The sequence below is a fragment of the Martinezella lusitana genome (assembly GCF_010668395.1).
In the GTDB taxonomy this organism is placed as follows: Bacteria; Pseudomonadota; Alphaproteobacteria; order Rhizobiales; family Rhizobiaceae; genus Rhizobium; species Rhizobium lusitanum_A.
On sequence record NZ_WUEY01000005.1, the window covers coordinates 191,862 to 215,549 of the forward strand.

General features: G+C 62.0%; 25 protein-coding genes and 1 tRNA gene. 8 read left to right on the top strand and 18 right to left on the bottom strand.

Features of this window, described 5'->3' with window-relative positions:
• Positions 1-138: 138 nt before the first annotated feature.
• On the bottom strand, positions 139-1,023 hold the full coding sequence (gene tesB / locus GR212_RS13735; RefSeq protein ID WP_163987126.1) for an acyl-CoA thioesterase II: 885 nt from the start codon (positions 1,021-1,023) through the stop codon (positions 139-141).
• 83 nt (positions 1,024-1,106) lie between these two features.
• On the opposite strand from tesB, the gene GR212_RS13740 reads away from it, so the two are divergent.
• Positions 1,107-2,321, top strand: coding sequence for a ubiquinone biosynthesis hydroxylase (locus GR212_RS13740; protein ID WP_163987127.1), 1,215 nt, complete (start codon positions 1,107-1,109; stop codon positions 2,319-2,321).
• Between the two features lie 30 nt (positions 2,322-2,351).
• Here GR212_RS13740 and GR212_RS13745 read toward each other — a convergent pair whose 3' ends face one another.
• The 4 genes from GR212_RS13745 to GR212_RS13760 form a co-directional block, all read right to left on the bottom strand.
• Positions 2,352-2,540: a Trm112 family protein gene (locus tag GR212_RS13745; protein WP_163987128.1), complete on the bottom strand. Its 189-nt coding sequence runs from the start codon at positions 2,538-2,540 to the stop codon at positions 2,352-2,354.
• A gap of 10 nt (positions 2,541-2,550) precedes the next feature.
• Positions 2,551-3,210: an LON peptidase substrate-binding domain-containing protein gene (locus GR212_RS13750; RefSeq protein WP_163987129.1), complete on the bottom strand. Its 660-nt coding sequence runs from the start codon at positions 3,208-3,210 to the stop codon at positions 2,551-2,553.
• Between the two features lie 231 nt (positions 3,211-3,441).
• The gene (gene trxA, locus GR212_RS13755; RefSeq protein WP_163987130.1) at positions 3,442-4,416 is read right to left on the bottom strand and encodes a thioredoxin; all 975 of its coding nucleotides are present in this window, start codon (positions 4,414-4,416) and stop codon (positions 3,442-3,444) included.
• Between the two features lie 160 nt (positions 4,417-4,576).
• Positions 4,577-5,086 carry a prolyl-tRNA synthetase associated domain-containing protein gene (locus tag GR212_RS13760; protein WP_163987131.1) on the bottom strand — a complete coding sequence of 170 codons (510 nt, stop codon included), beginning with the start codon at positions 5,084-5,086 and terminating at the stop codon, positions 4,577-4,579.
• Positions 5,087-5,329: 243 nt separating this feature from the next.
• Between GR212_RS13760 and GR212_RS13765 the strand changes: the two genes are divergently transcribed.
• Together GR212_RS13765 and GR212_RS13770 are read left to right on the top strand one after the other, a co-directional pair.
• Positions 5,330-5,404 (top strand) — tRNA-Gly (locus GR212_RS13765).
• A 189-nt stretch (positions 5,405-5,593) separates the two neighbouring features.
• Positions 5,594-6,235: a DUF1007 family protein gene (locus GR212_RS13770; RefSeq protein WP_163987132.1), complete on the top strand. Its 642-nt coding sequence runs from the start codon at positions 5,594-5,596 to the stop codon at positions 6,233-6,235.
• A 36-nt stretch (positions 6,236-6,271) separates the two neighbouring features.
• Here GR212_RS13770 and GR212_RS13775 read toward each other — a convergent pair whose 3' ends face one another.
• Positions 6,272-7,018 carry a phosphatase PAP2 family protein gene (locus tag GR212_RS13775; protein ID WP_163987133.1) on the bottom strand — a complete coding sequence of 249 codons (747 nt, stop codon included), beginning with the start codon at positions 7,016-7,018 and terminating at the stop codon, positions 6,272-6,274.
• Between the two features lie 426 nt (positions 7,019-7,444).
• Between GR212_RS13775 and GR212_RS13780 the strand changes: the two genes are divergently transcribed.
• On the top strand, positions 7,445-8,290 hold the full coding sequence (locus GR212_RS13780; protein WP_348643465.1) for a MipA/OmpV family protein: 846 nt from the start codon (positions 7,445-7,447) through the stop codon (positions 8,288-8,290).
• On the opposite strand, the gene GR212_RS13785 is transcribed toward GR212_RS13780, so the two are convergent.
• From GR212_RS13785 to GR212_RS13840, 12 genes are all read right to left on the bottom strand, one after another.
• A complete protein-coding gene (locus GR212_RS13785; protein ID WP_204326586.1) occupies positions 8,231-9,571 on the bottom strand; it encodes an SAM-dependent methyltransferase in 1,341 nt (446 codons plus the stop codon). The genes GR212_RS13780 and GR212_RS13785 overlap by 60 nt on opposite strands.
• A complete protein-coding gene (locus GR212_RS13790) occupies positions 9,571-9,996 on the bottom strand; it encodes an EamA family transporter (RefSeq protein WP_204326570.1) in 426 nt (141 codons plus the stop codon). The genes GR212_RS13785 and GR212_RS13790 overlap by 1 nt, the downstream gene beginning before the upstream one ends.
• The gene (locus GR212_RS13795; RefSeq protein WP_163987135.1) at positions 9,996-11,144 is read right to left on the bottom strand and encodes a GNAT family N-acetyltransferase; all 1,149 of its coding nucleotides are present in this window, start codon (positions 11,142-11,144) and stop codon (positions 9,996-9,998) included. Before GR212_RS13795 ends, GR212_RS13790 begins: the two co-directional genes overlap by 1 nt.
• Positions 11,125-11,937 (bottom strand): alpha/beta hydrolase, encoded by an 813-nt coding sequence (locus GR212_RS13800; protein WP_163987136.1) that lies wholly within the window; start codon positions 11,935-11,937, stop codon positions 11,125-11,127. The genes GR212_RS13795 and GR212_RS13800 overlap by 20 nt, the downstream gene beginning before the upstream one ends.
• Positions 11,927-12,799, bottom strand: coding sequence for a fatty acid desaturase family protein (locus GR212_RS13805; RefSeq protein WP_163987137.1), 873 nt, complete (start codon positions 12,797-12,799; stop codon positions 11,927-11,929). Before GR212_RS13805 ends, GR212_RS13800 begins: the two co-directional genes overlap by 11 nt.
• Positions 12,796-13,149: an EamA family transporter gene (locus GR212_RS13810; RefSeq protein WP_163987138.1), complete on the bottom strand. Its 354-nt coding sequence runs from the start codon at positions 13,147-13,149 to the stop codon at positions 12,796-12,798. The genes GR212_RS13805 and GR212_RS13810 overlap by 4 nt, the downstream gene beginning before the upstream one ends.
• Positions 13,146-14,099, bottom strand: coding sequence for an arginase family protein (locus GR212_RS13815; protein ID WP_163987139.1), 954 nt, complete (start codon positions 14,097-14,099; stop codon positions 13,146-13,148). The genes GR212_RS13810 and GR212_RS13815 overlap by 4 nt, the downstream gene beginning before the upstream one ends.
• A 4-nt stretch (positions 14,100-14,103) precedes the next feature.
• Positions 14,104-15,522: an aspartate aminotransferase family protein gene (locus tag GR212_RS13820; RefSeq protein ID WP_163987140.1), complete on the bottom strand. Its 1,419-nt coding sequence runs from the start codon at positions 15,520-15,522 to the stop codon at positions 14,104-14,106.
• A 20-nt stretch (positions 15,523-15,542) separates the two neighbouring features.
• A complete protein-coding gene (locus GR212_RS13825; protein ID WP_163987141.1) occupies positions 15,543-16,226 on the bottom strand; it encodes an MtnX-like HAD-IB family phosphatase in 684 nt (227 codons plus the stop codon).
• A 102-nt stretch (positions 16,227-16,328) separates the two neighbouring features.
• On the bottom strand, positions 16,329-17,705 hold the full coding sequence (locus GR212_RS13830; protein WP_163987142.1) for a sensor histidine kinase: 1,377 nt from the start codon (positions 17,703-17,705) through the stop codon (positions 16,329-16,331).
• Positions 17,702-18,358: a response regulator gene (locus GR212_RS13835; protein ID WP_163987365.1), complete on the bottom strand. Its 657-nt coding sequence runs from the start codon at positions 18,356-18,358 to the stop codon at positions 17,702-17,704. Before GR212_RS13835 ends, GR212_RS13830 begins: the two co-directional genes overlap by 4 nt.
• A 162-nt stretch (positions 18,359-18,520) precedes the next feature.
• The gene (locus tag GR212_RS13840) at positions 18,521-19,915 is read right to left on the bottom strand and encodes a PLP-dependent aminotransferase family protein (protein WP_163987366.1); all 1,395 of its coding nucleotides are present in this window, start codon (positions 19,913-19,915) and stop codon (positions 18,521-18,523) included.
• 123 nt (positions 19,916-20,038) lie between these two features.
• Here GR212_RS13840 and GR212_RS13845 point away from each other — a divergent pair, with 123 nt between their 5' ends.
• The 4 genes from GR212_RS13845 (at position 20,039) to GR212_RS13860 (ending at position 23,598) form a co-directional block, all read left to right on the top strand.
• On the top strand, positions 20,039-20,902 hold the full coding sequence (locus GR212_RS13845; RefSeq protein ID WP_163987143.1) for a DMT family transporter: 864 nt from the start codon (positions 20,039-20,041) through the stop codon (positions 20,900-20,902).
• Positions 20,903-20,986: 84 nt separating this feature from the next.
• Positions 20,987-21,451: a DUF1348 family protein gene (locus GR212_RS13850; protein WP_163987144.1), complete on the top strand. Its 465-nt coding sequence runs from the start codon at positions 20,987-20,989 to the stop codon at positions 21,449-21,451.
• A 1-nt stretch (position 21,452) separates the two neighbouring features.
• Positions 21,453-22,016 (top strand): TetR/AcrR family transcriptional regulator, encoded by a 564-nt coding sequence (locus tag GR212_RS13855; RefSeq protein WP_163987145.1) that lies wholly within the window; start codon positions 21,453-21,455, stop codon positions 22,014-22,016.
• A 256-nt stretch (positions 22,017-22,272) separates the two neighbouring features.
• The gene (locus GR212_RS13860) at positions 22,273-23,598 is read left to right on the top strand and encodes a glucoamylase family protein (protein ID WP_163987146.1); all 1,326 of its coding nucleotides are present in this window, start codon (positions 22,273-22,275) and stop codon (positions 23,596-23,598) included.
• Positions 23,599-23,688: the final 90 nt, after the last annotated feature.

A 23,688-nucleotide genomic window follows, 5' to 3' on the forward strand; every position in this document is an offset into this window, starting at 1 on the left:
TCAAAGGACGTGCCAGATTCGTGACACATTTATAACACATTGAAATATAACGGATTTATTGTGAAGACCCAATAAAACAGCATTTCGCGCCGCAAGAGCAGCACAAATAAAGTGCAAATTTATAAGTTTGCCGTTTATTTAATCATTTGCCTTTTTACGAATCAGGCCTTCCTGCGCCACCGACGCAATCAGAACACCTGATCTCGTAAACAGGCTGCCGCGCGTAAATCCGCGCGCGCCGGAGGCGCTGGGGCTCTCCTGGCTGTAAAGCAGCCAATCGTCGAGCCTGAACGGGCGATGGAACCACATGGCATGGTCGAGGCTCGCCACCTGGACGCCCGGATCCAGAACCGACGTGCCATGCGCGTTCAGGGCAACATCGAGCAGCGTCATGTCCGAGAGATAGGCGAGCACGGCGTTTTGGCAGAGCCGGTTGTCCGGCACCGGTCCGGTCAGTCGGACCCAGATGTTCTGCCGCTGGCTCGGCTGCGATCGGGAGAAATAACTCTCGATCGAGACGGGCCTGATTTCGATCGCCCGCTTGCGCTCCCAGTAGCGGCGCACATTCTCGGGCGCATGGGCGAGGTAGCGCTGCTTGATCTGCTCCTCGTCCATCAGCTCCTCCGGCATCGGCACGCCGGGCATGTCGCCCTGATGGTCGAAGCCGGGCTCGTCGACCTGGAAGGACGCCGTCAGCGCAAAGATCGCCTTGCCGTGCTGGACGGCGAGCACGCGCCGCGTATTGAAGCTGGAACCATCCCGCAGGCGGTCGACCTGATAGAGGATCGGAACCGAGGGATCGCCCGGCAGCATGAAATAGGCATGCAGCGAATGCGCGAACCGATCGCCATCCACGGTCCTTTGCGCGGCCATCAGCGCCTGGCCGATCACCTGCCCGCCGAAGACCCGCTGCCAGCCGACCTGCGGACTGTTGCCGCGAAACAGGTTCATTTCGATCGTTTCCAGATCGAGCGTCGCCAGCACCGTTTCCATCGGGGTGAGCTTCTCGGTCTCTCGCGACATTTTGCTTGAACTCCAATGGTAGGAACCACGAACGGGATGCTCTATATAGAGCAGGACGTGATAGTAGGACACAGGGAAGCGCTATGTTGGACATGCTGGTAGTGGGTGGCGGATATGTGGGTCTTGCCGCCGCGGTCGCCGTCAAGCAGGCAGCGCCTCACCTCGATGTCATGATCGTGGAGGCAGCCCCGGAAACCGCATGGAAGAAGGACATGCGGGCCTCGGCGATCATCGCCGCCGCCTCGAAGATGCTCGGTGTCCTCGGCGTCTGGGACGAAATCGCACCCGAAGCCGAGCCGATCACCCGCATGGTCGTGACCGATTCGCGCACCAGCGATCCCGTGCGTCCGGTCTTCCTCACCTTCGACGGCGAGGTGGCCGAAGGCCAGCCCTTCGCCCATATGGTATCGAACCTGACCATGGTCGGCGCCTTGCGCGGCGCCTGCGAGCGTCTCGGCATCACGATCAGACATGGGCTCAGCGCCACGGACTTCGTCACGGACGACGCCAAGACGACGCTCACCCTCTCCGACGGCAGCACGCTGGAGACGCGGCTCCTGGTCGCCTGCGACGGCGTGCGCTCGAAGCTGCGCGACATGGCAGGCATCAAGACGGTCACCTGGGATTACGGCCAGTCCGGCATCGTCGTGACGGTCGAGCATGAGCGGCCGCATGGCGGCTGTGCCGAGGAGCATTTCCTGCCCTCCGGCCCCTTCGCCATCCTGCCGCTGAAGAACAATCGCTCCTCGCTCGTCTGGACGGAGCGCACCTCCGATGCCGAACGGCTGGTCGCCTCCGACGATCTCCTTTTCGAAGAGGAACTGGAGCGCCGCTTCGGCCACAAGCTCGGCGCGCTGCGCACTGTCGGAGACCGGCGCGCCTTCCCGCTCGGCCTGACGCTTGCCCGCGCCTTCGTCGCACCGCGCTTTGCGCTCGCCGGCGATGCCGCGCACGGCATCCACCCGATCTCCGGCCAGGGCCTCAATCTCGGCTTCAAGGATGTGGCGGCGCTCGCCGAAACCATCGTCGAGGCCGACCGTCTCGGCCTCGACATCGGCTCGATCAACATCCTCAAGCGCTACCAGACCTGGCGGCGCTTCGACACCTTCCGCATGGGGGTGACGACGGACGTGCTGAACCGGCTGTTTTCCAACGACAATACGCCGCTCCGCATCGCCCGCGACTTCGGCTTGGGCCTCGTCGACCGATTGCCAAGCCTCAAATCCTTCTTCATCGGCCAGGCCGCAGGCACGACCGCGAAGGACAATCCGCGCCTGCTCGCCGGCGAGGCGATCTGAACGGAATAGGCCGGAGCGCACTCCTCGATCTCAATCCTCGATACGGCGCGCTTCCGAAATCAGCATGATCGGAATGCCGTCGCGGATCGGGTAGGCAAGCCGTGCCTTCTCCGAAATCAGCTCGTTCTTGTCCCGGTCGTAGCTCAGCCGCCCCTTGGTGAGCGGGCAGACGAGCAGGTCGAGCAGTTTCGGATCGACCTTGCTGACGGTGACATCCATGGGCAAGCTCCTATTGCATCACGGAATCGGTGTCGCCGGAGCCGGCCAGCAGGATCTTGACGATGGCGATGAAGGTTTCGGCGCGCGTTTTCAGGTCCGGCGCCTCCAGAAGAGCCTGCTTCTCGGCGGGATCGAACGGCGCCATGATCGACAGCGAATTGACCAGCATCATATTGTCGGCCCGCTCGACGCTTTCCCAGTCCGCCTCCAGCTTGTTGGCCTCCAGATAGGCGCGAAAGGCAAACAGCAGCGCGCCGCGATCCACCGTATCCTCCTCATGGTGAGACTTGAGGTCGGAGATGAAGGGCGTGATGCGGAACGTGCGGTAGGGCTGGTGGCCGGTGATTTCGTCCATCAGCCGGAAACGGCATATGCCGGTCAGCGCGGCGATATAGCGTCCGTCGCCGGTTTCGGCGATGGAGGTGATACGCCCGAGGCAGCCGACATGGGAGAGATTCGGAGAGTCGGCCGGCTCGGAAAGCGCGGGCTGCACGATGCCGACCAGCCTGTTGCCGGCGATGGCCGCATCGAACATGGCGAGATAGCGCGGCTCGAAGATATTGAGCGGCAGTTGCGCGCCGGGCAGCAGCAGCGCACCGGACAGGGGAAAGACGACCACCGATTCGGGCAGATCGCCCGGCTTCAGATATCTGGCATTACCGACTTGCATCTTTTCCATCCCGCTAGATCACTGCGCTGCCCGCCGCAGTGGGCCGCGCAGGAACGACACACTCGCGCACGCCCCATTCCGCGCCGCGTCGATCGACAATGTGGGCCTGTCTGCCGAAAACACAAGAGCATTTTAGCAGACGCGCCGATACACCGCGCTCACGCTCCCATCCAACGAACGATCGCGCGAAAGGTTTCCCGCGATCGCCATGCCATTAGGAAAACAGGCCCGTTACGAAAACAGAATCGACGAAAGCCTGCGCCGTGCCGCGATGGTGGCCGGGTCCTTCGGTCCCCACACCTCGAAGAATTCCAGCAACTGACGGCGTGCGCCGTCATCGTCGAAGCTGCGATCCTTGCGCATGACCGTCAGGAGATGTTCGGCCGCTTCCTCGCGCTTGCCTTCGACATTGCGGATCTTGGCAAGCTTGATGCGCTGCTCGTGATTGTCGGGATTGATGGCCAGCTCATGCTCGATGGCCACGGGATCGCCGAGCTTGCGGGCCTCGTCGATCTGGTCGAGCTTCTTGACCACGGCCTGGATGCCGGCATCGTTGGCCAGCGTTTCCGGCAGGTCGGCAAGCGCCTCGCGGGCGCGCTGGCTTTGCCCGGCGGCGATCATGCATTCGGCCATGCCGGCAAGCGCCTTGGCATTTTCCGGGTCGGCCTGCAGCACCGCGCCGAAGAGCTCGGCGGCGCCATTGACGTCGCCAGCGGCGAGAAGGCCGCTTGCCTCTTCCAGAACGGCCGCGATCTCGGCTGCCTGATCGTCGGCGCCGCCCGCGGGGCCGCCGAGGCGATCGATGAATTGACGAACCTGGCTTTCCGGAACCGCGCCCATGAAACCGTCGGCCGGCCGGCCGTCGACGAAGGCGATGACGGCCGGGATCGACTGGATGCCGAGCTGACCGGCGATGGACGGATGGTCGTCGATGTTCATTTTGACCAGCTTGACGCGGCCCTGGGCTTCGGTGACGACCTTTTCGAGAACCGGCGTCAGCTGCTTGCACGGACCGCACCAGGGCGCCCAGAAATCGACCAGCACCGGCTGCCTGCGTGATTCCTCGATAACATCCTTGGCGAAGTTGGCCGTCGTCGTGTCCTTGATCGGCGAAGCGCCGCCGGCCGCAGGCGCGGCACCGAAGGATGCCGTGGCCGACATCTGCCCGCCGAAGGAAGCGTTATAGGGATTGTTCGAACCGCTCATGAGTGTCTCCCGCCTGCCGGCATCCTTGATCTTATGAAAAGCATGATTTCCAAACGAGCCCAATAGGGTCGCCTGGCAGCACGCCCGTTGAAATGGTCGGAGCGCTCGGACAATCCGATAGAGAAGCCGCCCGCCATGATCTTAGCGCTAAAATCGTATGTTAGCTCGTCACTTTCAAGACTAGCGGCTGATGACCCGTCGCCTCCATGAAGCGCAGGAGGTCGGCGCTGGCAATCGATGTCGTCGCGTCGTTCGACAGGGGATGGCAATTGACGACGTCATGCGCCATCAGCTCGACATCGAGGACGAAGGTGACATTGTTGGCCGTGTCGTTGATCGCACCGAACGCGGTGACGGAGCCGGGAATGACGCCGAGATATTCCATCAGCTTTTCCGGCTTGCCGAAGGACACCTTGCTGGCCGCGCCGATCAGCGTGTGCACGGTCTTCAGGTCGACCGTCGCGTTTTCCTCGACGGTCAGCAGGAAGAAATTGTCCTTCTTGTCCTTCACGAACAGGTTTTTCGTATGCCCGCCCGGAATCTCGTCGCGCAGCGACACCGATTCGGCGACGGTGAAGACCGGGGCATGATCCTTCGTCGCATGGGTGATGCCGAGCCCATCCAGGAATCGGAAAAGATCGTCGCGGGTTTTCGGGCTGGTCTCGGTCATGACATCTCGCAATGAAAATGGTTCGCCCCTGATACGTCGCCCATAATTTCATTGCAATCTTTCAGGCGAAAAAGCCCGGCATTTCCGGGCTTTCCGGCGGCGGTCGGAAGGAAGATGCAATTTTTCTTCGCGAACTCGTCATTTCCCTGTTGCATTTGAAAAATGGTTAGGCCATATAGCGCCCGTCGCCGCAAGACGACGCCCAGCGGTCCAACACACTACCCCGGATCGCGACGGGAATGAGCGGGTGTAGCTCAGGGGTAGAGCACAACCTTGCCAAGGTTGGGGTCGAGGGTTCGAATCCCTTCGCCCGCTCCAGTTTTCTCAAATATCCATTGGAATAACAGAAGTTACGGCTTCGCCGTAAGGCGCCCTCCCGGGAGGGCGGCGCATTTCTTTCTTCTCATACCTATGCAACCGCGCCACGCGGCCGGGGTCTCAAATCAGTCTCATTTGACGTTCAGGTCTGCCCATCACATCGATCGACGGAACGCGGTATTGGCTCGCATGAAAAGAAAGACGTCCCTGCTGGTTGCGATGCTGTCGCTTCTGCCCGTTCCCGCGCTCGCCCATCCGCATATCTTCATCGACGCCAAGTTCCAGGTCGTCGCGGCGCCGGACGGCTCCATCAGCGAGCTGCGCAACGTCTGGAACTTCGACGAGGTGTTTTCCTCCTCTGTGCTGATGGATTTCGACAAGGGCGACAATCAGACGCTGACGCCGACCGAGCTCAAGGCGGTGGGCAAGACGGTCCGGGATTCGCTTGCGCAATACGGTTACTATACGAACGTCACCAGCAACGGCAAAGCGGTGCCCATGGCCAAGCCGGATGCGATCCAGGCCGATTACAAGGACGGTTCGCTGATCCTCACCTTTTCGCTGAAGCCGGAGCAGAAGACCTTCCTCAAGGGAACCACGATCTTCGGGATCTACGACAAGACGCTCTACACCGCCGTCGATTTCAACACCGACAACGACATGGCCACTTCCGGGTCGGCCTTCGGGCGATGCAAGAGCAAGGTGGTCAGGCCCAATCCCAAGGAAGTCATGGCGGAGAACCAGGCTGCGCTCACCAGCATGTTCTTCAGCGACCCGCAGGGCACGGATTACTCGCTGCTGGTGGCGACACGGCTTGAAGTCCAGTGCTGACCCCACGCAGGGGATCCGTGTAGCCTGACGCCGGGTTCATTCGAAAGGCGTGGCATCGCTTCCTGCCGGACCGTTGCCGTTTCGGGAAAGCGCTATGAAGCGGCGGGCGACGATCCAGCAGCCGAGCGCCCAGGTCGCGCCGGCGCACCAGCCGCCGAGAACATCGGTCGGGTAATGGACGCCGAGATAGATCCGGCTCGCTCCGATCATCAATGTCAGCAGGATGCCGGCCGCGACCGTGAAGATGCGCGTCGAGCGGTGGGGGCGGGTGCCCGAGATCAGCGCGGCAAGGGTCAGATAGGTTACCGCCGATACCATCGCATGACCGCTCGGAAAGCTCAGATCGTGAACCTCGACCAGATGCGGCACGATATCCGGCCGCGGCCGCGCGACACCGATCTTCAGGGCGGCACTTAGCCCCCACCCGCCGAGCACGGAGGCAAGGACGAAGACGGCGATGGCGCGCTGCCGGTCCAGCAGCAGATAGATCGTCACAAGAACCGTCATCAACGCCAGCACGGTCATCCCGCCGAGGCTCGTGATGTCCTTGACCGCATGGGTCAACCATCCCGGCCCGATCGGCACCGAAAGATTTCCAGGCTGGCGAAGCGCCAGCAATATCGCCTCGTCGAAGCCCCTCGTGCTTCCTTCGAGCACCTCTCCCGTCAGGTAGATGAACAGAAGAATTCCACCCGAAAGGGCGGCGAACATCACGAGCAGCAGAGGCTCGTAGCGGTTCAGCCATCCAGGTATGCCCGACTTGCCGAATGGCTGATTCTTCATGCGCCGAAACCCGCTTCTCGTGCTTTCATGCCGCTACTTACACCTTCGGAACCCGAAACGGGACAACGCCTATCTAGGGATAAAATTCGCAGCGTCCAACCGCGACGAAATCCGAAACCGCGCGTTTGAAGCGGCAGGTGCTTCAGGTTCATGACATGTTGTATCTCTATCCTTGCGCGCATTTCCGGCAATCGCCGGCAACGGCGAATGAGGAATATAGTCCGCATCATTGTCGTTGAGAGATCGAATATCGGGGTTGCGACAGATGGACCAAAGGAGTGCCCGCGCCTTGCTTCCGCAAACGGTGCAAAAACCCTTCTGCCGCAAGGCAGGCGCAATGATCGGTCTCAAATTTTCTGCTATTTCTGGAACCTTGAGCTGTGCTAGTAGTGCGGCAAGGGCGATCAGGGACCGGGTGTTGTCAGAGTGTTAAGTGTTGGGACATCTTTTTCCGCCCGGTCGACGCTTGCCGGAATGGGCCTGCTGGCCGTCTCCTTAGCGGCTACGTTTCCCGCATCGTCCAGGGCGGAAGACACCCCCAAATCCTCGTCCGATACATGGGTTGTTACCCTTGGGGCGACCGTGGAGTACGGTCCCAGCTACGAGGGATCGAAGCACCATTCCTTCAGCGCCCTGCCTTCCTTCGATTTGCACCGGCTCGGCGAAGCGCAGGAATACAGCGCTCCCGACGACAATTTCGATTATCAGCTCTTCGATCTCCACGGCCTCGAAGTCGGCCCCGTCGTGGGCCTGCGGGACGACCGCTTCGACCTCAACGACCTGCATCTGCAGAGCCAGCGCAGGGTGCGCTGGAATTTCGATGCCGGTGGCTTTGCCCAGTATTGGCTGATGGAAAATCAGCTGCGGTTTCGCACGGAAGTGCGTCAATCGCTTTGGGGCGGCGATGGCCTGGTCGGCGATCTGGCACTCGACTGGTTTCAGCCCGTCGGCGACAAATGGCTGCTGTCCGCCGGACCTCGCCTGTCGATGGCGAACTCCATCTATATGCGCACCAACTTCGGTATCTCGGAAAACGAGGCTGCGAAACATGGCCATGTCAGCGCCTTCGACGCCGGCGCCGGCGTGAAATCGGTCGGCTTCGCCGTGGCGGCGACCTATACGATCTCGCCTGAATGGAGCATGCAGGTCTACGAGAAATACAACCGCCTGGTGGGCGACGCGGCCGACAGCCCGGTCACCTCGCAGTTCGGCTCACCCGACCAGAACATCATCGGCTTCACGCTGAACAGAACGTTCAACATCAACTTCTGAGGCGCTCCGCGCTTCATTCTCGGCGATGTAGCCGCGCGTCAGCGGGATGACGTCGTTTCGCTTGGTCATCTGGATCTGGAAGACGACGAGATCCTCGTAGCGGAAGGCGGCCTCCGCGGTCGAAAGATAGTATTCCCACATCCGGCAGAAGCGCTCGTCGTAAAGCTTTACCGCGTCGTCCCAGCGCGCCATGAAACGCGCGCGCCAGCTTTCCAGCGTCTTGGCGTAATGCAGCCGCAGCACCTCGACATCGGTAATGGCGAGCCCCGCCGCCTCGATCTCGGGCACGATTTCGGAAAGCGCCGGAATGTAGCCGCCGGGAAAGATGTATTTGTCGAGCCACGGCGTCGTGAAGCCGGGTGTCGCCGAGCAGCCGATGGTGTGCAGCACCATAATGCCGTCATCCTCGAGCAGCTCGGCGCATTTCCGGAAGAAGGTGCGGTAGGATGCCAGCCCGACATGCTCGAACATGCCGACCGAGACGATCCTGTCGAAATGGCCGGTGAGGCTGCGATAGTCCCTCAGCGCGAACTGAACTTCGGCCGGCATCCCCCCGACCTTGTCGGCCACGCGCTTCGAGGCATAGTCGTGCTGCTCCTCGGAGAGGGTGACGCCAAGCACATAGCCGCCGGGCGCATGCTCCGCCATGTGCAGCGCCAGGCCGCCCCAGCCGCAGCCGATGTCGAGAATGCTGTCGTTCGGCTCGATCAGGAGCTTGGCGGCGAGATGCCGTTTCTTGGCAAGCTGCGCGTCTTCCAGCGACTGGCCGGCATGCTCGAAATAAGCGCAGGAATATTGCCGGTCGGGATCGAGGAAAAGCTCATAGAGCCGGCCGTCGAGATCGTAGTGATGGGCGACATTGGCCTTCGATCGAACAGGCAGATTGCGATGGCGGAAAATCCGCAGCCTGGTCCGGGCATGGTCGATGATGCGGGCAATGAGCGGGTGGGTGCTGTTCTGCGCCTCCCGCAGCATCATCGCCACGAAATCGTAGAGCGTGCCACGCTCGACGATGAAACGGCCGTCCATGTAGAGTTCGCCAAGCCGCAGATCGGCATCGATGAGGAACGCCCATTCAGCCCGGTTGTCGGTGAAGCGGACATGAACGGGTTCGCCGGTGCCGTCGCCGAATGTCAGGATGCGGCCGCTCGCCGTCGTCACGGTCAGCGCGCCCCGCGTGACGATGGACGACAGTGCCCGTTTTACGCACCAGTCCGCTAGGCCTGAGAAAAGGACATTGCTTTTGCCGTTGCGGCGATTTTCATCGTGAGAACTGGGCATCATCCATCCTTGCCGGCGCCACTCTGCAGACCGTCACGCTTGGCGTGCCAGTCTCCGTGATCCTCCGTCTCCACATTGGCGCTCGCGATCAGCCAGACACCCGCCAGGATCAATCCGCTGCCGATCACCTGCAGCGCGACGACCCGCTCGCCGAAGACGAACCAGCCCGTCGCGATGATCAGCACGTAGCTGATGCCGGAAAGCGGAAAGGCGCGGCTGAGGTCGAGTTCGGCCAGCACGTTCATCCAGATGAAGAAGCAGGCGACCTCGACGGCGATCGCCGCCAGGATCCAGTATGACGACAGCGCCTGCCAGAGCCATCCTTCCGCGCCGCCGTCGCTCAGCTGCTCCGCCCCGTGCTTGACGAAGAACTGGAACAGGGTGTTCAGCACCGGCACCGCGAGCCAGGAAAAACGCATCGGCATCACGCATCCGCCTCGTCTGTGGAGAACAACGGCGACACCAGCCGCAGCAACTTCTGGAAGAAGGGGTTGCGATGGCGAAAATACATCGCATTGCCCGTCAGCTTGCTGCCGAGACGCACCTTGTTCTCATAATAGGCCTGACCGCTTTGATAGCGGTTGAGACCATGCTCCAGGCAATAGCGCAGGTTGGTAAACCAGCTCAGGAAATAGAGGTTGTAGGGTCGCCCCTTTTCGCCATCCATGCAGAAGAACTTGTCGATGGCGACGTGTTCGTCATGCACGATCAGATTGGCGGCAAGCAGCTTGTCTTCGACGAAGTAGAAGGCGCAGAAGGAACGACCGCGCATGCGGCTGAGAACACCCTGGAAATATGCGGGAGTGAGCTCTTCGAACTGCCATTCGCTGCGGTTGCGGGTGTCGTGATAGAGCGCCATCACCTCCGGCAGGAACTCGCCGAAATCCGTCCTGATTTCCACCCTGACCTGCTCGAAGGATTTCAGCTTGCGGCGCATATCCTTGCGGGTGCCGGATGAAAGCTTGGCGAGATATTCGTCGATCGTCTTGAAATCGATGTCGAGCCACGCCGTCGGGAGCCCGCCGATCGAGGCATAGCCGCGGGCGGCGAACAGATCGCCGAACTCCGCCGAAGCCTGCTCGGGAATATCCTTGAGGCCGACCAGCGCGCAATTCTCCGTGGCGGCGAGCTGTTCGAAGAAGGACAGCAACTCCCCAAGCAACACACTGCGGCGCTCGCCGGACACGTCGGCACGAAAGCCGATTGCCCCCGTCTCGGTGCAGGGCGATCCAAGGCAGGCAAGGCGCAGCTTCAGGAAATTCGGGAAATGGCGCTGCACGCTGCGCACGGACCTGCGCAGGAACCCCTCTTCCAGCGTCGTATCGAGGGCATAGAGGCAGAGAAAGGCCGGCATGGCGGCGCAGACGCGCCCGTCTTCCGTTACGGTGATATAGCGCCATTCGAAACCATCGAGACCAGCCTCCTCGATGGCAAGCAGGCAATCATAGTCCTCGACCTGACCCTGGAAACAGGCGTTCCACGCATCGCGGCCGATGGCGCGAATGCTGAAATGAACCTCGGCCACCGGGTTGCCTGCCGGCATCGGCAGCGCTTTAAGCAGCGGCTGCGACATGGCGGGCCTCGAAGAAATCTGCCGTGAAATCGGCCACCTGGCGATGCTGCCGGTCGACATGGATCATGTGATAGCTGTCCGCGATCCATTTCAGCTCGTGCGGAGCGCCGATATGCTCGGAAATGTAGCGGGCGTGCTTCGGACTGGCGAGATCGTCATCCTCGGCATGCAGGATCAGCGTCGGCGTCTGCATGACCGGCAACATGCCGCGAAGCGTCTTGCCCAGCCGATGCATTTCGACAAGGCCCTTGCCGGGAAATTTCTCCAGGACGCCTTCGCTGGCCATGCCCTCGATCAGCCGACGCATGCGCTCGTCCTTGATGCCGAGCGACGTCGTCTCGCGGAAGCTCAGGCGATCGAGGAAAGGAATGCGCGACAGCCATCCGATCTGCGACGCCAGGAGCGGATAGTAGAAGGGAACGTCCCAGCCGTCGTAGCTGAAGCAGGGAGAGTAGATCGCCACCGCGCCGATCGCCTTCTTCTGCTCGGCCGCCAGCATGGCCAGCTTGCCACCGACACAGATGCCGGCGGCAAAGACCTCCTGCGTTCTCGATGCCAGCAGTTCCGATGCCTCGACGACAGAGCCGAGCCAATCCTCCCAGCGCGTCTGGCGCAGCGTCTTCGCATCGACGCCATGACCGGCCAGCAGCGGCGCATGGATGCTGTAGCCCCTGCGGTTGAGATGCCGGGCCACCAGCTTCATCTCGGCAGGGGCGCCCGTCAGACCATGGATCAGAAGGACGCCTTTGCCGTTTGAGCCCTCCATGAAGAAGCTCAGCTCATCATGTTTCATGAGACAGCTCCGACGGCCGGTTTTCCTTGGCCATAAAGCCAAGCGCATGGCAGGTGCTGATGACATGCGTGCCGTTCTTTTCCTGCTCTTCCTTGATCTGCTCGTGCAGGGACTGGAGCTTCGTCCAGTGCGTACGCGGGCGATAGTGGTGTTCGGCATGGTAGCCGTTGCCGAACCAGAGCCAGTTGTAGAAGGACTTGTGGCTCGACACGCCCCAGGCGATCGGCTCGTCCGGATCGCCGTTCAGATGCTCGTAATAGCCGTTCAGCGACGACAGGCAGTTGCCGATATAGTAGAACGGCACGAAGAACAGCACCGCCTTCCAGTCGTAGATGAGCGCGAGCGCCGCAAGCCCCAGGAAGAAATAGAGCTCGAAACGGCCCCAGGCCGCATCGAAGGGGCGATTGCGGGCGATGGCCTTGTGGATATCGCCGAGGCTGTCGCGGAAGAAGCTCAGGAACGTGTAGGACCAGACGTTTTCCGGCTGGCCGTCATGGCCGTGGCGATAGATCGACAGGAGATCGACGGTCTCGCCCTTCTCGTTGGGACGGTCGCTGTTGCCGGAATGATGGCGCATGTGCACCCAATGATAATAGGTCTGCGAGAAGCCGATCGCGACCGACTCCAGCAGGCTGAAGGCGTAGTTCATCCAACGCGGCTTGAAATAGGGCGTATGGATGAAGTTGTGCGATATGCTGTTGATGTTCCAGGAGATCGAGACGGCATAGAGGCAGCCGAGGACGGCCGAGAGCCAGAGCGGCCGGCTTTCGAAGCCGACGATCAGGTAGACGTCGAAGGCGAGATGGGCGACGGCGGCCAGAACCGGTGCCAGATCCCATCGGGTGTGCGCAAAGATTTTCATAATCCTGTAACTCCCACACAGGCCACGCCGGCGGTGACGAGGAACACGCCGGTTGCATGGCGCAGGTTGATATTTTCCTTGAAGATGACGGCGCCGGCGAACACGATGACGACGTAGCTCAGCGCCATCAGCGGGAAGGCGATGGTCAGGGGGACATGCTCGAGAACGGCCGTCCAGGCGAGAAGCTCGACGGCCCAGAACAGAATGCCGAGCCAGGTGACCGGCTTGGCCAGCGCCGCGAGCAGCGCGTTTTCGCTGGCCGATTGCTTGAAGCAGACCTCGCGGGCGGTTTCCGCGAGCACGCAGAACAGGATGAGCCCAAGCATGGGAAGTGTCAGGCTGCCGGTCATTCCATATACTCCGCGAGAACCTCCAGCAGCGCGTGATTGGCGGCGCTGTTGATGTTCCTCGTCGTTTCCGCGCCCTGGCGCATGCGCGGCTGGTCGATGAAGATCTCCGCGCGCTTCAGGAACTGCGTCCGCAGGCTGCCAGCATAGTTCGGGGTCGAATAATCCCCGATGACATCGGCGCCGATGATGCGGTGACGGCTACCGATTTCGCTGATCAGAGCGAGAAGATAGGGTAGCCGCATGCGGCCCTGATCCCAATTGGTGACGGCATCGTCGGCGGCCAGGACATCCTTGTCGATCGTGACATAGACGGCCTCGGTGCGGATGCGGCTGAGCATCCGGTCGATGAAATTGTCCTCGCCGATCTCCGCGATCGATTTCCGGTGCAGCGCGCCCTTTTCCTGCTGATAGCTGGCGCCATTGCCGTAGTCGGCCAGCACGCGGCTCGGCGGATGTTCGTAAGGGTAAAGCTCCAGCTTGCCGTCCCCGAGCCAGTGCAGGTTCGCTCCCTTGCGCTCCGGGCTGCGAAGATCGCTGCTGCAGACGCCGATCGTGATGACTTTCTGGATATTGGGATTGGCAAGGGCCCTGTTGACCCAGGAGCCACAATGCATGCCGCCGTCGAACTTGACCCAATCGGGATGGTTGTCGAAATGGATCAATGTGGCGGGACCGGGCTGCCGCTCCAGCGCTCCCTCGAGCAGCAATGCCGTGATGTGATGGAAGTCGCCGGACCCCATGAAACACAGCTGCGGATCCTTGCCCGCCGCAGGCCCGTTCCTGACGATTTCCCGGCTGAGATCGTCGAGAGCGCTCTGCTTGCCCCAAAGCCGGACCTGCCGGCCCTCGTTCTTGCCGAAATACTGGTGCGCGCCGGCAAACTTGCAGGCGCGCACGAAATCAGGCTGCAACTCCAATGCGTCGTCGAGATGGAGAAGCAGCAGCTGCACGGTCTTATCTCCGGGCAGCGCGCGTCAGAAGCTGGTCGAGCAGCGCAAGCGCCAGGTCGATCTCTTCGTAGCTGATGAGCAGGTTCGGCGCGAAGGTGATGACGTTCTTGTGGTAGCCGCCGACGTCGAGCACGAGGCCGTAGGTCTTGCCGCCGACCTGCATATCGCCCTTCATGCCTTCGTCGCACATCCAGTCCATCGTCGCCTTGTCGGGCGTGTAGCTGTCGTCCTTGCAGATCTCCATCCGGAGCGCCAGGCCCAGCCCGTCGACTTCGCCGACGATGGCGTGGCGCTTCTCCAGCTGCTTCAGCCCATCGAGGAAGTGGGCGCCCTTGGCCATGACCGACGCGCCGAAATCCTCTTCCTCGAGCATCTTCATCGTCTCGAGCGCCACGGCGGTTCCCATCGGGTTGCTGGCGAAGGTCGAATGCGTGGAGCCGGGCGGGAAGATGGTCGGGTTGATCATCTCTTCGCGGGCCCATACGCCGGACAGCGGATTGAGGCCGTTGGTGATCGCCTTGCCGAAGACCAGCGCATCCGGCGAAACGCCGAAATGCTCGATCGACCAGAGCTTGCCGGTGCGGTAGACGCCCATCTGGATTTCGTCGACGACGAGCAGGATGCCGTGATCGTCCAGCACCTTCTTGAGTTCGACGAAGAAGTTCATCGGCGGAATGACGTAGCCGCCGGTGCCCTGGATCGGCTCGATGTAGAAGGCGGCAAATTCGGACTTGCCGGCCTTCGGATCCCAGACGCCGTTATATTCGCTCTCGAACAGGCGGGCGAACTTCTGCACGCAATGATGCCCGTATTCTTCCTTCGACATGCCCTTCGGGCCGCGGAAATGATAGGGGAACTCGACGAACTGCGCCCGGTCGCCGAAATGGCCATAACGGCGGCGGTAGCGATAGCTCGAGGTGATCGCCGAAGCGCCGAGCGTGCGGCCGTGATAGCCGCCCTCGAAGGCGAACATCAGGCTCTTGCCGCCGGTGTAGTTGCGCACGAGCTTCAACGAATCCTCGACGGCCTGCGAGCCGCCGACGTTGAAGTGGACGCGGCCCTTGTAGCCGAACTTGCGCTCGGCATCCTGGGCGATCAGGGCTGCAAGCTCCACCTTCTCGCGGTGCAGATATTGCGACGCGACCTGCGGCAGGCGGTCGAGCTGGCGATGCGCGGCCTCGTTCAGGCGCTCGTTGCGGTAGCCGAAGTTGACGGCCGAATACCACATCTGCAGATCGAGGAAGGGCGTGCCGGTCCGGTCGTAGACGAAGGAGCCTTCGCATTCCTCGAAGAATTTCGGGTTGGCCGTGTAGTGAACCGTGTCGCCATGGGAGCAATAGGCCTCCTCAAGGGCGCGCAGCTCCTCTTCGGAACGCACGGACTCGGTCTCGCCGCTGAAGGCTTCGGCTACATTCGTTTTCATTCAATGCCTCTCGGTCTGGTTCACGCTGTCTTGAACTGCGGCAGCGCGCGGGGGCGTCGTTCGACGCTCGGGAGAACGGCTTCCATCTTCGGAAGCAGGTCGGAAAAGTCTTCGAAACCGACATAGGGAATGCCGTGTTCCTCGCAGTAGTCGGCAAGCTTGGCCTTCGCGAAAACGAGGTCGACCTTGTCGGAAACGCAGAAGTCGCTGCGGCCGTCGCCGATATAGACCTGCAGGTCGGCGCTATCGACGACGCGGCATTTGCAGACGCCGGCGCCGGATACGCAGCCGGTCGTGGCGAACGGCGGAAACAGCGAATAGGACTCGCGGCCCTGCGCGACGCTGCAAGTCAGCACATTGGCGACGATGGGAAGACCCTCGATGCCGTGGCGTGCCAGAATGCGGCGGATAAAGTAGTCGACGCCATCGCTGACGATGGTGACGGGCAGTTCGCCACGGCTGCAAAAGGACAGGAAGCCTTCGAAACCCGGATCGATCGCTTGCGTGTCGAGAAACCGGTCGAGTTCGGCCCTGCTTGCCTGAATGAGAGCGATCTGCCGGCGCATGCACTCGCCGGAGCCGATCTGCCCCTGCTTCCACAGCTGCTCGATGTCTTCCCACTCTGAGCCGGCGAAACGGGATAGCACCATATCCGTCGCGTCTTCGATGGATATGGTTCCATCAAAATCGCAAAACACCTGCATGCAGCACCCTTTCGCCATATCCTAAGTTGCGTCTAACAACCTCAGATGAGCCGGGCATGAGCGGAAAATGATGCGAAAATGAAAAACGGCGAGACGTTGATTTTAGTTCAAAGGCAATCGCAGATCGACGCGGAGACCGTTGCCCTGACGTGACGAGGAAAGCTCGACCGTCGCCGAAAGACGATCCGCGGTGTCGGCGACAATGGCAAGGCCGAGGCCGGCCCCTTCCGTGTGAAGCGTATTGAGGCGGTAGAACCGCTGGAACACCGCCTCCCGTTCATGGGGTGGAATGCCGGGGCCGCTATCGCTGATCGAAATACGACCAAAACCGTCGTCGGAAGAGACAGAAACCGTGATCTCCCCGCCGACGGGCGTGTACTTGATCGCGTTGTCAAGCAGGTTGGTGACCATCATGCGCAGCAGCGATTCATCGGTCGTGACCTGGATTTTCTCGTCGCCTTCCAGCACCACCTCAAGCTCGCGGCTGGTGATGATATTGCCGAATTCGGCAATGAGCGACGCCACCCAATGATAGAGCGTCACCGACGTCAGATTGAGCGGGTGATGGCTGACCCTTGCCAGCCGCAGCAACTGCTCGATCAGATGGATGGTGCGGTTGTTGCTGGCGACGAGGTCGGCGACGATCGCCTGCCGTTCGTGGTCGCTGTCGCTGTGCTCGAGCATCCGCAGCAAAAGCTTCATGCTTGCCTGCGGCGTGCGCAGCTGATGCGCGGCAAGGTCGGAAAAGCGCCGCTCCAGCGTCAGCGACTGGCCGAGCTTTTCCAGCAGCTGGTTGATCGACCGGCCAAGCGGCAACAGATCGCGCGGCAGCCCTTCGACCGGAATGGCCGAGAGATCGTCGGGCGATCGCGTGCGGATCTGCCGAACCACGCCATGGATCGTGCGCAGGCCGCTGTTGATGCCGAGCCAGATGAGAAAGCCGATGACCGGCACGAGCATCAGCAGCGGAAAGAAGAGATTGAGCAGGATGTTGGAGACGAGCGTTTCGCGAAGCGCGATCTTTTCGCCAAGCTCGATCACGATGGTCGTGTTCGGGATCGGCAGCGAATAGACGCGCCACTCGTCCCCGCCATAGGTCAGGGTGGTGAAGCCGACCTTCTGCTGGGGTACGTCCGAAAGGAAGGCCGTGCTGCTGTAGAAGCGGATGCTGCCATCGACCCAGGCGCGAAACATGTGCGCATCGGCATAATCGTCGGCGTCTTCGTTGAAGGCCAGCTGATTGTCCATGTTGAAGTCGATATCGTCGATCTGCTTGGCCGCGTGGCCAGGCGTCTTTTCCAGAGGTCGGCGCAGCAGGCTCCAGATCACGTTGGCATCGTCGATGAGCTGGGCGTCGTAGATATTGTTGATTTCCCGCGTCGCGCTGTTGAAGGCGAAGGCGGCTATCACGACGATCGTCACGACGACAACCGGCGCGATGCGCAGAAACAGCTTGCGGGTAAGCGTGGAATTGTTCATCGCTCGATCATGTAGCCGACGCCGCGGATCGACTTGATGAAGTCGGTGCCGAGCTTCTTGCGCAGATTGTAGATCGTCACCTCGATCGTGTTGCTTTCGACGGTGTTTTCGGCGTCGTACAGCGCATATTCGATATCGTTCTTCGTCACGTAGCGGCCGCTGCGCTCCATCAACAGCTTCAGCAGATGGAATTCCTTCGCGGTGGTATGCACCTGCGCGCTGCCCTTGCGGGCCACCATGGCGGACGGATCGACCTCGACGTCGCCGCAGCGGATGACGCTTTCGGTCCGGCCGTCGCGCCGGCGGATAAGCGCGCGCAGACGCGCCAGCAGCTCGTCCAGGTCGAAGGGTTTGACCAGATAGTCGTCGGCGCCTTCGTCCAGGCCCTCGACTTTCTGGCGAACCGAATCCATCGCCGTCAGCAGCAGCACGGGCACGGAATTCCCCCGCTGCCGAATACGCCGCAGTACCTCCATGCCACTCAACTGCGGCAGGTTGATATCGAGAACGATCGCCGCGAAATGCGAATGCTCCGCAGCCTCCAGGCCGGATGCGCCGTCGCGCATCCAGTCGACGCCGTAGGCGTGCTTCTCCAGCGCCTTCTTGAGCGATGATCCGAGGATATTGTCGTCTTCAACCAGCAGAACGCGCACGACCGACCTCATTTAGCCGAATTTTCTTGGGCAATGTGAGCCGCAATTGGAACGGCCATGTGGCAAAGCTATGACGGATCATTTCCGCCTGGCAAGAGCGGCTGCTTCCAGCGATTTGCAGACCTTGCCGAAAACGATGCGCAATCCGGTCGCCCACAGACGCTAGCGCAGCTTTTTCATCGATGCTTCCAGCACCTCGAAAATCCTCGCATCGGTCGATTGCGCAACGTTGAAGCGCATGAAGCGCCCGGCCGTATCCGACAGGCTGAAGACATTCCCCGGTGCAAGGACGATCCCTTCGGCGAGGCAAGCCCGGGCGACATCGGCCGCATCCAACCCCTCCGGCAGCCGGCACCAGAGAAACATGCCGGCCTGCGGCTTCAGCCACGGCACGATGCCGATGGCCTCCAGCCGGGCCGACACTTCCGCCATCGCCTTGGCGAGCCGCACGCGCAACGCCTCCACATGCTTGCGATAGCTGCCGTCCTTCAGCGAGAGATAAACGAGCTCGGCCGACAACTGCCCGCAACTGAAACTGCTGGCGACCTTGAGATCGACCAGCCCGTCGATCCAGTCCCGCCTCGCCGCGATGAAGCCGCAGCGCACGGAGGCCGAGAGCGTCTTCGAAAAGCTGCCGATATGGATCACCCGGTCGAGCCCGTCATAGGCGGCAAGGCGCGGCGCCGGAACATCCTCGAGATCGGCGAAAATATCGTCTTCGATGATGATGAGCCCGGACGCATCCGCCAGCTTCAGCAACCGATGCGCCGTCACCGGCGAAAGCACGGCGCCCGACGGATTGTGAATGGCGGAATTGGTGATGTAGAGGCGTGGCTTGTGCCGTTCGAGAGCCTGCCCGAACAGTTCGACATCCGGTCCGGTCGGCGTGAAGGGCACCGAGACGACATTGGCGCGATGCGCCCGCAGGAGCGCATGGAAATTGAAGTAGCAGGGATCGTCCACCAGCACGGTATCGCCGGGCTCAAGCAGGAAGCGGCAGAGAAGGTCGATCGCCTGCGTGCCGGATTCTGTCAGCAGGATCTGGTCCGGCGGCACCGTGATGCCGTGATCGCCAAGGCGCCTGGCAAGCAGCTGGCGCAGCGGCGGCAGGCCGAGCGGCGTTCCGTAATTGGCAAGCGCGCCCATATCCCCCCGCGCCAGCGTTCGCAGCGCCCGGCGCAACGCCGCCTGCGGCAGCCAGGAAGGCGGAAGCCAGCCGCAGCCGGGCTTCAGAACGTCCTCGCCCACCTCCAGCGATTGCCGCGAGATCCACAGCGGGTCGACATTGCGGTCCGAACTGGCCCCGGTCTCGGACAGCGAAAGCGGAGGCAGCGGGCCGCAGACATAGAATCCCGAGCCCGGCCGTGAGCGGATCGTGCCCTCGGCGGCGAGCCGCTCATAGGCCTCGACCACGGTGGAAACCGACACCTGCATGGTCTTTGCGAAGCTGCGCACGGAGGGAAGCCGCGCCCCCGGCATCAGGCTGCGGTTCGCGATGCGATCGGAAACCGCTGTCATCACCGCATCGATACGCGTGCTGCCGGCAATGCCGGCCATCGAAAGATTGTCCATCCGTACTGCCCCCTCAACCACAACAGTTCGCGAAAATTGTACTGCACCGTCTCTGGCTTGGCCAGACAAATACGCCGATACCGCGAGGAGCAAGAAGGAGCATGCGCAATGGACAAGGCAACGACGGGATGGATCTACGGTTTGACGGGAGTTGTGATCTTCAGCGGCTCGCTGCCGGCAACGCGCGTGGCCGTCATGGATTTCGATCCACTGTTCCTGACCGTCGCCCGTGCCGTCATCGCCGGCCTGCTGGGCCTGTGCCTGCTGCTTGCCTTTCGTGAGAAGCGCCCGGCTCGCGGCGACATCACCTCGCTCGCCATCGTCGCCCTCGGCTGCGTCGTCGGCTTTCCTCTGCTGACGGCGCTGGCGCTCAAGCACGTCACGTCAGCCCATTCGATCGTCTTCATCGGCCTGCTGCCGCTGGCAACGGCCATCTTCGGCGTGCTGCGCGGCGGCGAGCGGCCGCGGCCGGCCTTCTGGATATTCTCCGCCATCGGCAGCGCGCTCGTCAGCGGCTATGCCCTTGCGCAGGGCGTATCGGCCTCGCCGGTCGGCGATCTCCTGATGCTCGCCGCCGTGATCGTCTGCGGCCTTGGCTATGCCGAAGGCGCGGTGCTGTCGCGCCGGCTCGGCGGCTGGCAAGTCATCTGCTGGGCGCTGGTCCTGTCCCTGCCCGTTACCATCGCACTCTGCCTCATGACCATGCCGCACAGCATCGACGGCATCGGTCGCCCGGCCTGGCTCGGCCTCACCTACGTCTCGCTCTTCAGCATGCTGATCGGCTTCGTCTTCTGGTATCGCGGACTGGCGCAAGGCGGCATCGCCGCCGTCGGCCAGCTGCAATTCCTGCAGCCCTTCTTCGGCTTCGCACTCGCCGCAGCGCTCCTCAAGGAAAGTGTGAGCTGGTCCATGCTCGTCGTGACGATCGGCGTCGTCGCCTGCGTCGCCGGGGCACGGAAATTCGCGCACTGAGATATCGACCCTGCAGCGCCTTGCCGCTTGACCTTCTAAACCGATCAGTCTATTAAGAACCAATCGGTTTAGAAGGAGCCCATCATGCCGACTTCTCTCGTCCCGCCTTTCACCCGCGACACCGCCATCGCCAAGGTCCGCCTGGCCGAGGATGGCTGGAACAGCCGCGATCCGGAGCGTGTTTCCAAGGTCTATACCGAAGACAGCCAATGGCGGAACCGCGCCGAGTTTCCGCGCGGCCGCAAGGAAATCGTCGAGTTCCTGACGCGCAAATGGGCAAGGGAGCTGGATTACCGGCTGATCAAGGAGCTCTGGGCATTCGACGGCAACCGCATCGCCGTGCGCTTCGCCTATGAATGGCGCGACGACAGCGGCCACTGGTTCCGCTCCTACGGCAATGAAAACTGGGAGTTCGATGCGGACGGACTGATGCAGCGCCGTTTCGCCTCCATCAACGACATGCCGATCAGGCAGGAGGACCGGAAATTCCACTGGCCGCTCGGCCGCCGGCCGGACGATCATCCGGGCCTGTCCGACCTCGGCCTTTGAAATGGTGCGGACCGTCTTCGAAAAGTCCGACGCCATCGCCCTTGTTGCCGAAGTCTTTCGCGAACTTGGCTACGAGGGGGCGTCGATGAGCCACATCACCGCCCGCACGAAACTGTCGAAGGGCAGCCTCTATCACTTCTTTCCCGGCGGCAAGGAGCAGATGGCGGCGGAAATCATGGCCCATATCGACGCCTGGTTCGTGACGGAGATGTTCAAGCCGCTCGAGGACGACGAACCGCGCGCTGCCATTGCCCGCATGTGGCAGACGACGGACAGCTACTTCCGTTCCGGCCTCCGCGTCTGCCTGATCGGCGCCTTTGCGCTCGACGAAACGCGCGATCGCTTCCCCGCCGCTATCCGCGGCTATTTTCATCGCTGGATCGACGCGCTCGCCGGCGCCCTGGTCAAGGCCGGCCTGCCCGGCGCGGAAGCGAAAACGCTGGCCGAGGAGGCCGTCGTCGGCATTCAGGGCGCATTGACACTCGCAAGGGCACTGGGGGACGACGCGATTTTCGGCAGAACTCTGGCAAGGCTGAGCCAGACGGTGGAATCCGCGCTCGGATAACACCGTCAGGCCAACGCGAATCACCGCCGGTCGCTTCGCCGAATATGGCGCAGAAGGATGATTCGCCCGGTTCGGCGGACCGTGAACTGCTGAAAAGCATATGGCGGACACCGGGAATTGACCGCGGGCAGTGCGTAAATCCCTGATCTTAAACAATCCTCCATAAATGCGTGGCAATATTAACCATGTTTGATTTGCAACTATCCAGGCTCTCGTGCTCAGCAGGGAACGGGAGCGCCGAGGAGACGGATAGACGATGCTGCAGCAGGTAAACGAGACCGACGACGCGCTGATCGATCGACTGCAACGTTCGGCGTTTGATTATTTCATGCTCCACACCAATCCGGAAAACGGGCTGGTGGCGGATACGTCCATCAAGACGAGCCATTGCAGCATAGCGGCGGTCGGCTTTGCTCTGTCGAGCTACCCGGTTGCCGTGGAGCGCGGATGGATCAGCCGCGCCGATGCCGCCAAGCGGGTGCTGACGACCCTCGATTTCTTCGCCAACAGCCAACAGGGCACCGAGCGCGGCGCCACCGGCCACCGCGGCTTCTACTATCATTTCCTCTACATGGAGACGGGCAACCGCGCCTGGAACAGCGAGCTTTCGACCATCGATACCGGTCTGCTGCTGATCGGCGTCCTGACGGCGGCCACCTATTTCAACGGTTCCACCCAGGCCGAACGCGACATCCGCAAGCAGGCGAAGTTCCTCTATGAGCGCTGCGACTGGCACTGGGCCCTGAACAAGGGGCAGGCCATCAGCATGGGCTGGAAGCCGGCCAGTGGCTTCCTTCGCTGGCGCTACCAGGGCTATGACGAGGCGATCTTCCTTTACGTGTTGGCGCTGGCCTCGCCCACGCATGCGATCCCATCCTCGAGCTACGAGGCCTTTGCCTCGACCTATACCTGGATGATGTTCAAGGATGAGCCCTTCCTCTATGCCGGGCCGCTGTTCATCCATCTTTTCTCGCATGCCTGGATCGATTTCCGCGACATCCGCGACAAGCATGTGGCCGACAAGGATACCGACTACTTCCGCAACACGCAGACGGCGATCGCGGTGCAGCGCGACTACACGGAGCGCAATCCCGGCCACTTCGTCGGCTATACGAAGGATGTCTGGGGCCTCTCTGCCTGTGACGGCCCGAACCCGACGGGAACGAAGCACAGCCGCCGCCACGCCCCGAAGGTTTTCGGCTATGCCGCCCGCGGCGCTCCGCTCGGCCCGGATGACGGCACCATCGCCCCCTGGGGGCCGCTGTCCTGCCTCGCCTTCGACCGCCAGGCCGCGCTCGACGGCACGAAGGCGCTGCTGGCGACCTATCCGAATCTGCTGCTCGACGGCCGCTTCCCCGGCGGCTTCAACCCGAGCGTCAAAGGCACCGGGCCGGAAGGCTGGGTGGACGATCGCTCGGTCGCCATCGACCAGGGGCTGCTGGTCATGATGATCGAAAACGCCCGCACCGGCATGATCTGGAACCTGATGCGGCAGTCGCCGATCCTTCGCAGCGGCCTGGAACGCGCCGGCTTCACCGGCGGCTGGCTGGACGAAAAGAAGGCAAAACCCGCCATCGCCTGAGCGATGGATCCCGGGGGCCGTCAGGCGTCTCCGTCAACGTCGCAAGAATGTGCCGCCCTTCTCCTCAAACGGGGCGAGGGCTGGGGTGAG